Raw genomic sequence first — 15,000 nt, 5'->3', positions numbered from 1 at the left:
GCCCACCCCGCTGGACAGCCGAACAGGCCCACGACACCTTTGTCTTCCTCGCCCGGTTCCTGCAGAACCAACGCGGAGGGAGCCCCGACCTCGCCTGGTGGGAGCTCCCCAGAGCGGTCCCGCGGCACGTCCACCGTCTCGTGTTCGGGCTCGTGGTCGGGCTCACGGGCGGGCTCGCGGCCGGGATCGACGTCGGGATCGACATCGGGCTCGACGTCGGGATCGCGTTCGGGCTCAATCCCGGGCCCTCGTTCGGGCTGGCGGCCGGGATCGCGGTCGGGCTCGCGTTCGCGCTCGTGGTCAGGAGATCGGATTCTGCCACGCCGGCTGTCAGGCTTCGTTTGTCGTGGTCCAAGATCACGCTCGGGCTCGTGGCCGGGCTGGTGGTCGGGCTCACGCTCGGACTCGTGATCGGGCCGGTGGTCGGGCTCACGCTCGGGCTCGTGGTATTCGCGTTCGGGCTCGTGTTCGGGCTTGAGGCCGATGATCCCGACCTGGCCGCGAGCGCCGGACCACTCACGCTGATTGCCCTGGACCGCCGCACTTTCCTCATGTTTGTGCTTGCCTTCGGGCTCGCGGCGGGTCTCGTAGGCGGGCTCGTCGGCGGGCCCGTGGTAGGACTCGCGGTCGGGCTGTCCAAGACAGCCTGGGGGGACTTCGTCGTGGTCCGCGCCTACCTGGCGGTGCGCCATGACGTCCCATGGGACCTGATGGCATTTCTGCAGGATGCGCACGAACGTCGCGGGGTACTACGGCAGGTCGGGGCGGTCCATCAGTTCCGGCACATCGACCTGCAACGCCACCTCACCCAGTAACAGCGTTGTGCACAAGACGCTCCTGCCCTCAACGCCCTTCAGGAAGCCCGTCCGGCCGGCCTGACCATCGTCCGGCTGAGCTCCTGGCCAACCCGATGGCCGGCTTCCCGGCCGATCCCTCGGCGGACCGACCGCCGTCACGGCCGACCCATACCACCCGCGCGACGGAAACGCCGTACGGCCGACAACGACGCCCTACGACGCATGGCCGAATCATGCCGACGGAGCGAAGCGGGTGCGGCTTCCCCGGACGGGACGACGGGCCGCCCGGGAACGAATCCCCGCGGCCTCTGGGCGTCGGCCTCCCACAGGGCCAGCTCCCGGTCGTACGGACCGTGGACGAGGCGCGGAACGGCCGCCGCGTCGGGGGCATCGAAGATCCGCACAGGGTGCGAGGCGTCCCAGGCCGCCCAGCCGGGGTCCCCGTTCACCACGAACCGCACCCACGCCCCGTGCATATCCTCGGCGAGCTCCCCCGGCGCGCCCTCCCCCGCGAGCTTCACCGACGCGGGCACGTCACCGGTGTCGAAGACGAAGCCCAGTTCCAGGGCGTGGCACGCGCCGAGGCCGGGCACGTTGGAGGGCCAGGCGAACTCGTAGACGTACGAGGGGGCGCCGCCCGCGCGGGCGTCGGCGAGGCGGTGCAGCGGGACACGCAGGAGGTGGTCGGTGACGAGCTGGCCGGCGAGTTCGGCGGTACCGGCGTCGGGGTGGAGCTCGCGGTAGCCGCGCGAGACCTCGGGTCCGCAGTGGCAGCGGGCGCGGGCTCCGGCCAGGGCGACCGTGCCGAGCCGGTCGACGCGGTCGTAGAGCCCGCCCGGGACCAGCCACAGGCGGTACTCCTCGCTGGTCCAGCCCATGAGCAGGTCGACGTCGTGCGCCGGGCCGTCCTCCAGGAGGGCCTGCAAGGGATCGCGGGGCACGACGTCGCCGTCGACGACGATGCCGAAGGCGGGGCCGCCGAGCACCGGACTGCTGAGCCGGCTCACCTCGGCCTGGGCCTCGGCGAGGGCCGCTCGGTCCACCTCGGCGAAGGCGGTGGCGGTCGCGGGGACCTTCAGCCGGGCCGCCATCCGGCGGACCATGCGCCGCACCTTGTCGCGGTCGGCGGCCTCCGGCGGGCCGCTCTGCAGAACGGCCCGCCGGAAGAGCCCCCGGGCGCGGGGACCGGCCAGCAGCGCGCCGACACTGATGGCTCCCGCGGACTGGCCGGCGACGGTCACGCGGTCCGGGTCGCCCCCGAACTCCGCGACGGCGTCCCGTACCCATTCCAGCGCGGCGAGCTGGTCGCGCAGGCCGGGGTTGGCGGGGGCGTCCGGGAAGAGCCCGTAACCCTCCACGCCCAGCCGGTAGTTGATCGAGACGAGGACGACGCCGTCCCGGGCGAAGGCGTGTCCGTCGTAGACGGGGACGGCCGACGAACCGCGGGTGAGGGCCCCGCCGTGGATCCACACCAGCACCGGGAGCCGGGCCCCTGGGCCCGGCTCCGGTGTCCACACATTGAGGTTGAGGCAGTCGTCGCCCGGCACGACCGGGTCGGACAGGAGCCGGGCGAACGCCTCCGAGTACGGCGGCTTGGGCGGCGTCGGCCCGAAGGCGCCCGCGTCGCGGACGCCCTCCCAGGGCTCGGGCGGAACGGGCGGGCGGAAGCGGTGGGCGCCGAAGGGCGGTGCGGCGTACGGGATGCCCCGGAAGACCGCGATCCCTCGTTCGTACCGGCCGCGTACGGCGCCGTACGGCGTCCTGGCCACGGGTCCTGTCCGGTCTTCCGCCCCTGGCGTGCCCGCCGTGTCTGCCGTCCGTGCCGTCATGCGCCCACCAGCTCCTCGCGCTCGTGAACCGTCGTTCACGTCAGAGCATCGCATCACCTCCGGTTATTCCCGGATGTCGCCGTACGGAGCCGCTCGGCTACTTGGCGTACATCAGGGTGCCGAAGCCCAGCTGGTCGAAGCCGCCGCTGTTGGTGCCGTAGTCGCCGCCACCGCCCTCGGGTGCGACGAGGTTGTAGTACATCTGCGAGATGTACGGGTCGTCGAGGTAGATGCGCCGGTTGTAGTGGAAGTGGAGCATCGCCCACACGGGACGGATCTGGCCCCGGGAGCCGGAGCCGATCACCGTCTGGGAGTTCTGGGCGCAGTTCTGGCCGCTGCCCCAGGTGTAGGTGGTGTAGGGCACGTCCTGGCCGAGGTTGTACTTGGCGACGTACTGGGCGGCCTTGAAGAACCTCCGGCTGTCGTAGCTGTACAGGTCGTCGCCCTGGTTCCAGGCCATCTCGCAGATGGCGCCCATCTGGCCCATGCCCATGACGGTGTGGCCCTGGTCGCGGCCGGACTCCTGCCACTGGCCGAGGTCGTAGCCGTCGACGTTCGAGTACAGGAACGGCACCGCGTGCTGGATGGAGCCGTTGCCGGCGCCGGTCTTGAAGTAGTTGACGGCCTGGTCGTACTTCGCGGCGTTGTCGGTGAGGATCCCGATGGCCATGATCGAGGCCATGTTGCACAGGTCCCAGTTGGCCCAGTAGTTGGTGATGCAGGCGTCGTTGTGGCCCGTGAGGAACTGGTTGTTGAGCGGGTAGAAGACGTTGACCATCATCTGCTGGAACTTGGCCAGGTCGAACCCCGCGTAGCCGCGCATGAGTTCGGCGGCCTGGCAGAACTCCCAGCCGTAGATCCCGGCTGCCAGGAACCGGTCGGCGTTGCCCGTGACGGACGTGAGGGTGTTCGCCCAGGCGTTGAGGATGCGCACCGCGCAGTCGCCGTTGGCGGCGGTTCCGCCGACCTTCCAGCGCAGGGCGTTCTGGTAGGCGGCGGCGATGTCGTTGTAGAGGAGGCCGTAGTTCTCGCCGGTGCCTCCGCGGATGATCGTCGCCGTCGCCCGGTTCGTCCAGGTGGACTGGGAGTGGGAGTTGGCGACCAGCTTGTTCCAGCCGGACAGCCAGGGGTCGTCGCCCGCGGCGACCCTGACCTTGGCGCGGTTGATGTCGCCGGCGTTGTGCAGCATGCCGGGGTGGGTGAAGGTCGCCGGCGCGGCGTCGGCGGTTGTGGCGGTGGAGGCGAGGGCCGTGGAGCCCAGGGCAAGGGCGGCGGTGAGGCCGCCGGCGGTCTTCAGCAGACCGCGGCGGCTCACCTCGCCGCTCCCGAGGTGATCGTGGGGGGAAATGCGGCTCATTGCAGTGCAGCTCCAATCAGGTGGATCTACATCGGGGTGATGCTCACCTCGCTGAATCGCGTGGTGCTGCGGGCCAGCGGGCTGCGGGAGCAGACCACCAGGCCCACGTAGTAGGGGGCGTCGCCGAAGCCGGGGATGTCTCCCCCGGCGAGGGGGGTCCAGCTGACGCCGTCATCGGTGGAGAAGGCCGCGCTGAAGGTGGTGCCGGTGCGCTTCAGCCGCAGCAGGGTGGGCGGGGTGACCGTGCCGTTGCCGGAGAAGGCGGAGGCGCCGGCCACGGTCTTGCGCAGCATGAGCTGCGCGGTGGTGCCGCCGGTCACGATGGTCCCGGCGGCCTGGTCGAACGGTGACAGGGACTTGGCCATGAGCAGTCCGACCCGGTCGCCGCTCGCGCCCTCGCGGGAGACGAGCCGCGCGGTGACCTCGCAGTCACCGGTGACCGGCCGGCGTACGAACTGCCCTGTCATCCCTTGGCCGTTGACGTTCAGGTCGACCCCGGCACCGCGGACGACGAAGGTCCCGTCCTCGTGCGCCGTGCTGCCGGGGGTTCGGATCGCCACCACGCCGAACGTCCCGAAGGGTCGGTCGTCGAGGACGACGTCACCGAGGTCGCCGTACGTCCACGGGTCGGGCGGGGGCGCGCCGACCGTGAGCTTGAGCGTGCCGGTGCCGTCACCGGCGGCGTTGCCCGCGGTCGTGGTGACGGTGAACTCGCCCGTCTCGTTGGGAGTTCCGCACACGACACCCGTGCGCTTGTCGAGGCGCAGGCCGTCCGGCAGCCCCTCGGCGGTGAACCGCACGGGCTCGTGCGAGGCCCGCAGCACGTGACGGAAGGCGACGCCCTTGTTCGCGAACGCGGTGGTCGCGGAGGTGAGTTCGGGCACCGAGGGGGTCGGCATGGGCGCGGAGGCCGACTCCGACAGGGGGCCGCGTCCGCCGCCGTTCGACTTGGCGACGGCGAAGTAGTACGTCGTGCCGGGCTTCCCCGTTGCGTCCGCGTACCGGACCCGGGCGCCGAACCCGACCGGGCCGACGCCGGTCGCGATCGTCTGGTACGGGCCGTCGGCGTCGGTGGCCCGCAGCACCTTGTACCGGGCCGAGAGGTCCGGGTCGGTCCAGGCCAGCTCCACTGCGTCCGCGCCGGCGTTCGCCCGCAGGTCGGTGACGGTGTACCTGGCGCGCGGGGTGCTCCACACCTCGCCGGTGGCCGACGACGTCACGGTGACGTTGTCGAAGGCTCCGGTGCCGGTCTCGGCGTAGTCCTCGTCGACGCCCAGGCTGGAGGTGAGGGCGAGCCCGGCGTACGCGGTGCGCCCGAAGTCGACCTCGGTGGAGCCGACCTCGGTCCAGCGGACGCCGTCCGGGGAGATGGCCCCGGTGCAGCGCCGGCCCCTGCGGGTGACGCGCACCCAGTACGGCATGCGCAGCCGGTAGCCGTCGCCCGCGCCCTCGACGTACGGGGCCTCCAGGGGGGTCGCCGACTCGGGCAGTTCCCCGAGGTTGGAGATTGGGAACGACGCGCTGGTGGTGATGGCCTCCTGCTGGCTGGGCGGCACGGGGGTGCTGCCCGTGGCGGAGACGGACGCCCCGGCCTTCGGGCGTACGGTCCATACACCGCTCCAGGTGTGCAGCGGCAGGCCCTGGATCAGCATCGACGCGTGCGCGGCGTTCGGGTCGAGCGAGCCGCGGAGGGTGACGCCGATCTTGGAGTACTGCGAGCTGAGCGGGAACACGACGCGCGCGGTGACGGAGCCGTCGCCGGGCAGAGGCAGGTGGGCGACCCGGTAGGAGTCGGCGGTGCCGCCCGCCTCCAGCACGAACCGTTCCCCGTCGAAGTGGGCGGAGCCCGCGCGCCCGACGTCCCCGACGTCCCGGGTCGCCCAGGGACCTGGCAGGCCCGCGGTGGCCGCGACCCACGCCGAACTACCGCTGCTGCCCTGGGCGTTGGCGGCCGCGACCTTGTAGTAGTAGGTCCGTCCGGTGCTTACGTCCTTGTCGGTGTACGTGGGCTTGTCGATGCCGGAGGCGATCTTCTCGTACGGGCCGTCGGGGCGGGTGGCCCTGCGGACGGTGTACTCGCTCGCCCAGGCGGACGGCAGCCAGCCGACCGTGACGGAGTCCTCCTCCCCCACCGCCGTGACGCCCGCCGGAGCCGTGGGCGCGGTCGGTGAGGGCGCCTTGGTACCGGCGTAGGCGAAGGTGCCGAAGCTCGGCAGGTCGTCGTTGCTGCCCTCGACGACGCGGGCGCCGCCCGTGCCGCGGAAGACGGCGGCCTTGGTGTTCGGGGTGTCGAGGCCGCGGACGCCGGCGTAGTGGGCGTAGTACATCTCGTAGATCGGCGGCAGGCTGCCGCGGACCTTGTCGGAGACGGTCGTCTTGATGTACTTGCCGGTGCGGTCGAGGTCGGGGGTGAAGGGGACGTCGCCGCCGAGGTTGTACTTGGCCGCGTACTCGGCGTTCGCGAGGATGCGGTTGCCGTCGAAGCCCCACAGGTCGACGCCCTGGTTCCAGGCGACCTGTGCGGCGTCGCCCATCAGGCCGACGGCGAGCTGTTCGTGGCCCTGGTCGCGGCCGCTCTCCTGGCCCTGGCCCGCGTCGGTGACGACGCGGTTCAGGACGCTGCCGTTGCCCGCACCCGCGGCGGCGAACCTCAGGGCGTCCTCGAAGAGGGCGGGCTCCTCGCAGAACACGCCGATGGCGAGGATCGACTGAATGGCCGTCAGGTCCCAGTTGCCGTTGGCGTAGAGCATGTAGCCGGACACGGCCGGATACCAGACGTCCAGGAAGGAGCGCTCACAGCGGGCGATGTCCTCCGCGTCCCAGCCGTCGTAGCCGGAGTGCCGCAGCAGCTCGGCCGCGTTGACGAACTTGAACGCCTGGAGCCCGGCGCCGAGCGGGCCGTCGGCCCCGGTGATCGCGGTGAGCGACGTCGACCAGACGTTGAGGATGTCGCGTGCCTTGTCCGCGTTGGCGCGGTTGCCGGTGACGCACCACATGAGCGCGTTCTGGTAGGCGGCGGCCGAGTCGGCGACGGCCTGGTTCTGGAAGTTGGTGGGGCCACGGCCCCAGGAGGTGATCTGTCCGGTGTTCTGGATCGCGTACGTGGACTTCGACCGGGCGTGGGCGGCGAACGTGAGGTAGCCGTCGTGGACCGGGGACTCCTGCGCGGCGACCGCGGCCTTCATCCGGTCCAGGTCCTCCTGGGAGTGGAGGAGACCGGGGTGTCTGAACTCGAACGCCGCTTCGGCGGCCGACTGGGCCCACGCGGCCGTGGCGGAGGCGGACAGCAGTCCGGCCCCGGCCACGGCCGTGAGGCCCGCCGCGCCGAGGAACGACCGTCGGCTGAGGGAATGCACGGGTGTCTCCTGGTTCAGTGGTGCCGCGTCACGCGTGCTCGATGGTGAGCGTGACGTCCTGGGTCGCGGTGCCCACGCTGTTGGTGGCCGAGACGGTGACCGTGAAGGTGCCGACGTTGTCCCGGGCGGTCCCGGAGATCAGACCGGTGTCGGTGTCGATGTCCAGGCCCTTCGGCAGGCCCTCGGCGCCGAACTTCGTCGGGAGGGCGCTGGCCGTGATCAGGTGGTTGAAGACCTGGTTCTTGGTGGCCGTGGCCTTCTCGGGGCTGGTGATCTTGGGCGCGTCGCTCGACGTGGCCTCGGTGGAGTTCAGCCACCGGGTGTTCAGCACGTGCTCGTTGGCGTACGCCGGCATCATGTCGGTGAACGTGTACCAGCCGGGCTTCTTCATCCCGTTGCCGATGAACTTGCCGTTGATGACGAGGTTCTGGAACGTGACGTTGTTGATGGCGTGGTCCGCGTCGTAGCCCACCATGATCGACGGGTTGGCGTGCGTCCCGGTGTACGTCATGTTCCGGATGAAGACGCCGTCGATGCCCCGGCCGACGGAGGTGTTGTAGCTCTTGTTGAACATCACCCGCATGTTGATCAGCTGACCCCAACGGAAGTCGTCCACCCGGATGTCCTGGGCGCGGACGTTCTTCACCAGGTTGCTGTCGCCGGGGTTGAGCGCGATGCAGCCCTGGTAGTTCATCTGCGGTTCGCGGTGGTCGAGGATGTCGATGTTGCTGAAGACGAGGTTCTCGATGGTCTCCGGCTTGTCGGTGTTGCCGTGCGTTCCGACGTTGATGGGGTGCGCGACGTCCGCCCAGAGCGTGGAGTTGCGGACGGTGATGTTGCGGCAGTCGCCGTAGTACTCCCATCGGTGGGCGTAGATGGCGATGCAGTCGTCGGCGTTGCGCATCCAGACGTTGTCGATGAGGACGTCCTCGCTGGAGAAGACGTCGATGCCGTCACCCCACTGGCCGTGGCTGTAGGAGTGGAAGTCGCGGATGGTGACCTGCTTCGACTGGCCGATGGTGGCCGCGTAGCCGCTGCTCGGGTTGAGCACCATGATGCCGTCGATCTCGATGTTCTCGGAGTACTCGACGAGGACACCGTTCGCCGAGTTGTAGATCACGCCACGGCCGAGCAGCCGGGCGTTCTCGACCTCGTGGAACTCCACCCGGGACGTCAACACGGCGCCGCCGGCCAGGTAGACCGTCTTGCCGCTGGGCACCTTCACCACACCGTCGGTGGTCTTGTGCAGACCGGGGCCGAAGTAGATGACGTCGGGGTCGTCGGGGTCGCACCGCTTCGACTCGATGGGATTGGCGTGCAACTGGAGGTTGTTGAAGATGTCGCCGTCGACCTCGATGGAGAGGTTGCGCGGCTCGGTGAGGGTGAAGCTCACCGTGGCGCCGTCCACCGTGAAGTCGGTGTCGTACGACAGCGGGCGGATCCGCGCGGTGCCGATGGTGCCCTTGGCCGAGGTGACGGCGACCTCGACGGTGCCCCTGAAGTCGAAGGTGGCGACGGAGGAGTTGAAGACCGGGCCGCTGCCCGTGTTCGCGTCGATCTGCTTCGCCCTGGCGCGGTAGACCGGCACCGTCTGCCATTCGCCGCCCGCGACACGGGCCTTGACGGAGTAGCTCGAGTTGGTCGGGACCCCGCTCGGGATGGGGTACACCACCAGCTTGTCGGGCGCTCCGGGTGTGTCGTCGGCTCTCGCGGTGCCGGCAGCCGCACCGATCAGGGAGTACGCGGCGGCGGTCGCACCCGCGGCCTGGAGGAGGGTGCGCCGGGACAGGCCGGTGCTCTGGGTGTCGTTCATGGAGAAGTTCCTTCGAGGTACGAGGAGATGAGAGACGCAAGGGGGGGATGGGAGATACAGCGGAGAGGGGGATACAGCGGAGAGGGGAGATACGGCAGAGGTCACTTGAGACCGGACGTGGACATCCCGGCGACGAAACCGCGCTGGGCGATCAGGAAGATCAGCAGGATCGGCACGACGTACATCACGGAGGCCGCGGCCTGGAGTTCGGGGACGGGTGTGCCGGCCTCACTGACGTAGGTGGTCATCACCGCGACTGCGAGAGTGGTGCGGTCGGTGGACAACAGCAGTTGCGGGGCGATGTAGTCGCCCCAGGTCCAGGTGAAGGCGATGATGAAGCTCGCGGACAGCACGGGCCAGGACTGCGGCAGGAAGATCCGCCAGAAGATCGACGTGTATCCGCAGCCGTCGACGATCGCGGCCTCCTCCAGCTCGCGGGGCATGCCCGCGAAGAACTGGCGGAAGAGGAAGACGAGATACGGCGCCGCGGAGAGGCCCCACAGCACCCACGGCCAGTACGTGTCGACCATGCCGACCTTGGCGAAGATCAGGTAGGTCGGCAGCAGCGTGACCATCTGGGGCAGCATCATCGAGCCGAGGAGGACGCCGAACAGCCACTTCTTGCCGGGTGCGTCGAGGCGGGCGAAGCCGAAGCCGACCCAGGCCGAGCTGAGGGTGACGAGCGTGGCGTAGATGAGGGCGATGACCAGGGAGTTGCGGGCGTAGCCGAGGAAGTCGATCTGGTGGAAGGCGTCGGCGAAGTTGTGCCACTGGAAGGCGTCGGGCAGCCAGTGCACGGGCGAGGCGGCCAGTTCGCCCTGGGTCTTCAGGCCGGAGAGGACCAGCCAGCCGAAGGGGCCGAGGAACAGCCCGGTGACGGAGACGAGGACCGTGTAGAGGACGAGGCGCTTGGCGCGCACCCGCACACGTACGTCGGTCGTCGATGACTTGGGCGGCAGGGCGGTGGCCGTCACTTCTTCGCCTCCGGGTCGACGTTGTAGAACACCGCGCCGGACGTGAACTTGAAGATGAGTCCGGTCACGACGAGGATCAGGACGAAGAGCACCCACAGCAGCGCGGAGGCGTAGCCGTAGCGGCCGAGCGCGAAGTACTGCGCGAACACGTGCATCATGTACAGGTAGTTGGACTGCGGAACCGTGGTGATGCCGCTCGTGTCGCCGAGCGGGGCCAGCAGCAGCGGCATGATGGTCTGCACCGAGGCGATCATTCCGGTCACCGTCTGGAAGAGCAGGACGGGCGACAGCAGCGGCACGGTGATGCTGCGGAAGGTGCGCCAGGCGCTCGCCCCGTCGATACGGGCCGCCTCGTGGAGTTCCCGGGGTACGTCCTGGAGACCGGCCAGCGAGATGATCATGACGTTTCCGGCGCCCCAGAGCACCGTCATCAGCAGGACGTAGCGGGCGTAGGGGTCGGCGAGCCAGCCCACGGCGTCGATGCCGAAGAAGGTCAGGGCGCCGTTGGCGGCACCGGAGTTCTGGTCGAAGAGCAGCTTGAAGGCGAGGCCCGCGCCCACCGGCGGCACCACGGCGGGCACATAGAGCAGGGTGCGGAACAGGCCGCGGGCCTTGATCGGCCGGTTGACCAGGACGGCGAGGCCGAGGCCCGCGATGATCGACAGCGGCACCGAGGTCACCGCGAACAGGCCCGCGCGGCCCAGCGCGTCCCAGGTGACCGGATCGTTGAGCAGCTCGCGGTAGTTGCCGAGTCCGACGTAGCGCCAGTTGGGCGAGATGCCGTCGAACGTGGTGAAGCTCAGCCACAGCGCGTACACCATCGGCGTGATGGTCAGCAGCAGGAACCCGATGATCCAGGGCGAGGTGAACATGTAGAACGCCCGGTGTCGGCGGGCGGTCATGGAGATCCGCGGCCGGTCGGCGGCCGGTGCGCGACGCCCGGTGCTCGTGGCGGCGGGCGCGGGCCGGCCCTCGGCGGAGGAGGAGATCTGGTCGACCGTCATCCCACTTGCTCCTTACCGCGCTTCAGCTGCTCGTTGATGGCCGAGTTCAGGCGCCCGGCGAGGGTGTCGACGGACATCTGGCCGTTCATCGCGGCGGGGGCGATCTGGTTGAAGAGGGCGTCGAGCGCGTCCGCCCTGGTGTAGGGCGTGAAGGAGACCACCGAGAAGTGCTTCAACTCGTTCTCCTGTACCTTCAGCACCCGCTTCTGGTACTCCTCCTTGGCCGGCATCAGCGACCGCATCGACTTCAGGGTGGGGATGCCCCAGCCGCCGGAGGCACGTGCCTTGGCCGGCTCCTCGCCGAAGAACCACTCGAAGACCCGCCATGCGGCGTCCTTGTTCTTCGCCCCGCGCGGCATCCACAGACCGGTGCCGCCCTGGCAGGCGCTGATCCGGGGGCCACCGGCGAAGACGGGGGCAGGTGCCAGGCGGGACACCTCCGCCAGCTTCTTGTCGGCGCCGATCATGCCGCCCATCCAGTAGCCGGAGTTCGACATGGCAAGCCGCCCGGCCTGATAGGTGGGCCCGTCCCAGCCGTTGGGGTCGGGCTGGATGAGGCTCGGCCCGACCTTCGTCTTGCAGTAGTCGATGTACCAGGTCAGGGCCTTGCGGGCCTCGGGTGTGGTGAAGTCGACCCGGGAGAAGTCGTCGTTGAACAGGCTGCCTCCGGCGGACGCCGTCATGGTCGCCAGGAGCGTGGACCGGGTGAGGCCGCCGTAGCTGCCGCCGAACACGGTGGTCTGGCCCTTCCTGCGCTGTACGAGGCGCTTGGCCTTGTCCATCCACTCCTCGTACGTGACCGGCTCGGTCTCCGGCGGAAGGTCGACCCCGCCCTTGTCGAAGGCCGCGGTGTTGTACCAGTACATGGAGTCCTGGGAGAAGTCCTTCGCCATGCCGTAGCGCGGGCCCTTGCCCTGGACGTGTCCGTCGTACCGCCACAGGTCGTTGACGGGGTCCAGGTCGGCCGACTTCAGGACGCTGCTCCGGGCGAAGTACGGGTCCAGTTCCTCGGCCACGTCCCGCGCGGCGAAGAAGGGCGAGTCCACGGCGCCGACGCCGCGCACCAGGTCGGGCGGGTTGCCGCTGGTGAGCATCGCGATCAGCTTGGTGATGTCGTACTTCACCAGGACGATCTTGATGCCGAGGTCCTTCTTGGCCTGCTGGACCTGCTCCGGGAGGATGTCCCCGGAGTTGACCATGACGGTGACGGTCTCGCCCGATCCGCTGACCCCGGTCGACACCTGCATCGCGCAGCCGCTCAACGCCGCAGCTCCGGCCATCGCTCCTCCGGCCGACATCACCAGGAAGCGGCGACGGCTGGGGGGAGCACCGGCGTGTGTGCGCATGAGCGCCCTCACTTCCGCAGTAACAGGTAGGAACCGGTTGCTACAACCGAGTGGCCGAAGCTTGTTCCTGTCCGGAAAGCGCGTCAAGGGTCTGGGACGACTTTCGAAAACTCCGCCGGGGTGCCTCCGGCGGTTGAACGGGCTTGAGACCTGCACCGAGGGTGCCGCTGAGCTGGGCGATCCCGTCTGCCGGGTCCCTGCCGGTGCGCGACCAGCCACCCACGGCCCGCACATGGCCACCGGCAGAACCCCGCAGACGAGACCCCCCACCCACTCCAGCCGATTGACCCCCCAAGAACCGAGACTTACGGTAGAAGACGCTTTCAGAAAATGTTTCTCGGAGTCTCCCCAACACCCTCAGGAGAGTCATGCACAGCGCCCAGCTGCCGCTGCCAAGGGCCGTGTTCGCCATGGATCCGGTGCACCTCCCCCTGCTCTTCCCCGAGCCCCTCATGGCGCGACTGCGGCAGACGGCCGAGATCGACCCCACGCTCGTCGTCAGCGACTTCACCGCCCCCACCGCCACCACGGCACTGGCCAGAGCCGAGGTGCTGATCACCGGCTGGGGCTGCCCCCACCTCGACGCGGACACCATGAACGCGGCACCGGCGCTGCGCGCCGTCCTGCACGCCGCAGGCTCAGTCCGCTCGCTGGTCGGCGACGCCCTGTGGAAGCAGGGCATCACCGTCTCCAGCGCGGTCACCGGCAACGCTCTCCCGGTCGCGGAGTACACGCTCGCGATGATCCTGCTGGCCGGGAAGGACACCTTCGCCCACCGCGAGCGCTACCGCGTCACCCACACCTACCCGACCACCACCGAGACCGCGGCGACCGGCAACGTGGGCCGCCGCGTCGGAGTCATCGGCGCCTCCCGCGTGGGCCGCCGCCTCCTCGACCTGCTGCGGCCGTACGACTTCGAGGTCCTCCTCCACGACCCGTACGTGGACGCCGTCGAGGCCGCCGCGCTCGGTGCCCGGCTGGTGTCACTGGAGGACCTGCTCGGACACAGCGACATCGTGAGCCTGCACGCCCCGGACATCCCCGAGACCCAGCGCATGCTCGACCGCGCCCGGCTCGCCCTGATCCGCGACGGAGGCGTACTGATCAACACCTCGCGCGGCGCCCTCGTCGACCACGACGCCCTCACCGACGAACTGGTCTCCGGCCGGCTGAACGCGGTCCTGGACGTCACCGAGCCCGAGCCGCTGCCCGCCGACTCCCCGCTGTACCGGCTCCCCAACGTGTACCTCACCCCGCACATCGCGGGCTCGCTCGGCAACGAGCTGGAGCGCCTCGGCCGCATCGTCGTGGACGAGCTGGAACGCCTCGCCGCGGGCCTGCCGCTCACCCACGAGGTACGGCACGCGGATCTGGCCAGGGTCGCCTGATGCACTCCGTGCCCCACGCGTCCCGCCTCATCCACAAGCCGTCCTGTCAGGAGTAACCATGGGATACGGTTTCGCCACCGGTGGGGGAAGGGAACCCGGCTTCTCCGGTGATCGGGACACTACGGTGAAGGAGCCGCAACGGTGAGTCAGCGCAAGGCGCCCAGTGACGCCGGACGGGCGACCATCCGCGATGTCGCGGAACGCGCGGGCGTCTCCGTGGCGAGCGTGTCCCGCGTCCTGTCGGGCAACTACCCGGTCTCGGACGAACTGCGCCGCCGGGTGATGAAGGTCGTCCGCGACCTGGACTACGTCACCAACGCCCACGCCCGCTCGCTCGCCGGCGGTGGCACACCGACGGTCGCCATCCTCATCAACAACATCGTGGGCGCCGCCTTCGCCCACGTGGCCAAGGGCGTCGAGGGCGCGGCCACCCTGCGCGGCTGGCTGTCCCTGGTCGGCACCACGGGCGACGACCCCGAGCGGGAGCTCGCCCTGGTGAACATGATGCGCCAGCAGGGCGTCGCCGCGGTGGTCCTGCTCGGCGGGGCGTACGACTACGACGAGTACCAGCTGCGCATGGCCCGCTTCGCCCGCTCGCTCGACGCGGCCGGCTCCCACCTCGTCCTGGTCGGCAGGCCACCCCTGGAGGGCGACGTCCCGGCGACGACGGTCGACTACGACAACGAGAGCGGCGCCTACGCGATGGCCAGCCACCTGCTGTCCGCCGGCCACCGCAAGGTCCTGGTACTGCCGGGACACTCCGAACTCACCACCGCCCAGAGCCGGTTGACCGGCGCCCGGCGGGCCTTCGAGGCGTACGGCGTGCCCTTCGACCCGGGCATGGTGCGCCACGGCCCGTACGACTACGAGCACGGGTACGAGGCAGTCGAGACGAGCCTGCGCGAGGGCGCGGACTTCACCGCGGTGCTCGCCGGGACCGACGTGGTCGCCGCGGGCGCCATGCAGGCCCTGCGCGCGGCCGGACTGCGCGTGCCCGAGGACGTCTCGATCGTCGGGTACGACGACATCCCGCTCGCCTCCCAGCTCACCCCTCAGCTGACCACCGTGCACGTGCCGTACGAGGAGATGGGCCGCGTGGCACTGCGGGCTGTCGCCGACCGCCGGGAGGGCGGGCC

General features: G+C 69.9%; 9 protein-coding genes and 1 pseudogene. 3 read left to right on the top strand and 7 right to left on the bottom strand.

Translation table 11 applies throughout. The features are described from left to right. Positions 1-815 (top strand): annotated as a pseudogene (locus FNH08_RS50920) (NACHT domain-containing protein); the annotation flags it as partial. Between the two features lie 137 nt (positions 816-952). Here FNH08_RS50920 and FNH08_RS25920 read toward each other — a convergent pair. The 7 genes from FNH08_RS25920 to FNH08_RS25890 form a co-directional block, all read right to left on the bottom strand. Then, entirely contained in the window at positions 953-2,626 is a 1,674-nt protein-coding gene (locus tag FNH08_RS25920; RefSeq protein WP_152773954.1) for a carboxylesterase/lipase family protein, read from the bottom strand. 97 nt (positions 2,627-2,723) lie between these two features. Then, entirely contained in the window at positions 2,724-3,983 is a 1,260-nt protein-coding gene (locus tag FNH08_RS25915; RefSeq protein WP_152773953.1) for an alginate lyase family protein, read from the bottom strand. Positions 3,984-4,009: 26 nt separating this feature from the next. Continuing rightward, positions 4,010-7,339, bottom strand: a complete 3,330-nt coding sequence (locus FNH08_RS25910; protein WP_322725384.1) for an alginate lyase family protein — start codon at positions 7,337-7,339, stop codon at positions 4,010-4,012. A gap of 28 nt (positions 7,340-7,367) precedes the next feature. Continuing rightward, the gene (locus tag FNH08_RS25905; protein WP_152773951.1) at positions 7,368-9,152 is read right to left on the bottom strand and encodes an Ig domain-containing protein; all 1,785 of its coding nucleotides are present in this window, start codon (positions 9,150-9,152) and stop codon (positions 7,368-7,370) included. Between the two features lie 101 nt (positions 9,153-9,253). Continuing rightward, positions 9,254-10,126, bottom strand: a complete 873-nt coding sequence (locus tag FNH08_RS25900) for a carbohydrate ABC transporter permease (protein ID WP_322725382.1) — start codon at positions 10,124-10,126, stop codon at positions 9,254-9,256. Continuing rightward, entirely contained in the window at positions 10,123-11,130 is a 1,008-nt protein-coding gene (locus FNH08_RS25895) for a carbohydrate ABC transporter permease (protein ID WP_152773950.1), read from the bottom strand. The genes FNH08_RS25900 and FNH08_RS25895 overlap by 4 nt, the downstream gene beginning before the upstream one ends. Beyond that, positions 11,127-12,476: an extracellular solute-binding protein gene (locus FNH08_RS25890; protein ID WP_152773949.1), complete on the bottom strand. Its 1,350-nt coding sequence runs from the start codon at positions 12,474-12,476 to the stop codon at positions 11,127-11,129. The genes FNH08_RS25895 and FNH08_RS25890 overlap by 4 nt, the downstream gene beginning before the upstream one ends. Positions 12,477-12,844: 368 nt before the next feature. Here FNH08_RS25890 and FNH08_RS25885 point away from each other — a divergent pair, with 368 nt between their 5' ends. Both FNH08_RS25885 and FNH08_RS25880 read left to right on the top strand, forming a co-directional pair. Beyond that, on the top strand, positions 12,845-13,864 hold the full coding sequence (locus FNH08_RS25885; protein WP_152773948.1) for a hydroxyacid dehydrogenase: 1,020 nt from the start codon (positions 12,845-12,847) through the stop codon (positions 13,862-13,864). Positions 13,865-14,005: 141 nt separating this feature from the next. Next, positions 14,006-15,000: LacI family DNA-binding transcriptional regulator (locus tag FNH08_RS25880; protein WP_322725381.1), on the top strand; the 995-nt coding region annotated here is incomplete at its 3' end.

It is taken from the genome of Streptomyces spongiae (assembly GCF_009377185.1).
GTDB classification, from domain to species: domain Bacteria; phylum Actinomycetota; class Actinomycetes; order Streptomycetales; family Streptomycetaceae; genus Streptomyces; species Streptomyces spongiae.
This window is presented reverse-complemented; position numbering and strand designations above follow the sequence as displayed.

Coding starts and splice junctions, on each gene's coding strand:
- FNH08_RS25890 (WP_152773949.1), bottom strand. CDS start 12,476: ATGCGCACACACGCCGGTGCTCCCCCCAGCCGTCGCCGCTTCCTGGTG.
- FNH08_RS25895 (WP_152773950.1), bottom strand. CDS start 11,130: ATGACGGTCGACCAGATCTCCTCCTCCGCCGAGGGCCGGCCCGCGCCC.
- FNH08_RS25885 (WP_152773948.1), top strand. CDS start 12,845: ATGCACAGCGCCCAGCTGCCGCTGCCAAGGGCCGTGTTCGCCATGGAT.
- FNH08_RS25915 (WP_152773953.1), bottom strand. CDS start 3,983: ATGAGCCGCATTTCCCCCCACGATCACCTCGGGAGCGGCGAGGTGAGC.
- FNH08_RS25905 (WP_152773951.1), bottom strand. CDS start 9,152: ATGAACGACACCCAGAGCACCGGCCTGTCCCGGCGCACCCTCCTCCAG.
- FNH08_RS25920 (WP_152773954.1), bottom strand. CDS start 2,626: ATGACGGCACGGACGGCAGACACGGCGGGCACGCCAGGGGCGGAAGAC.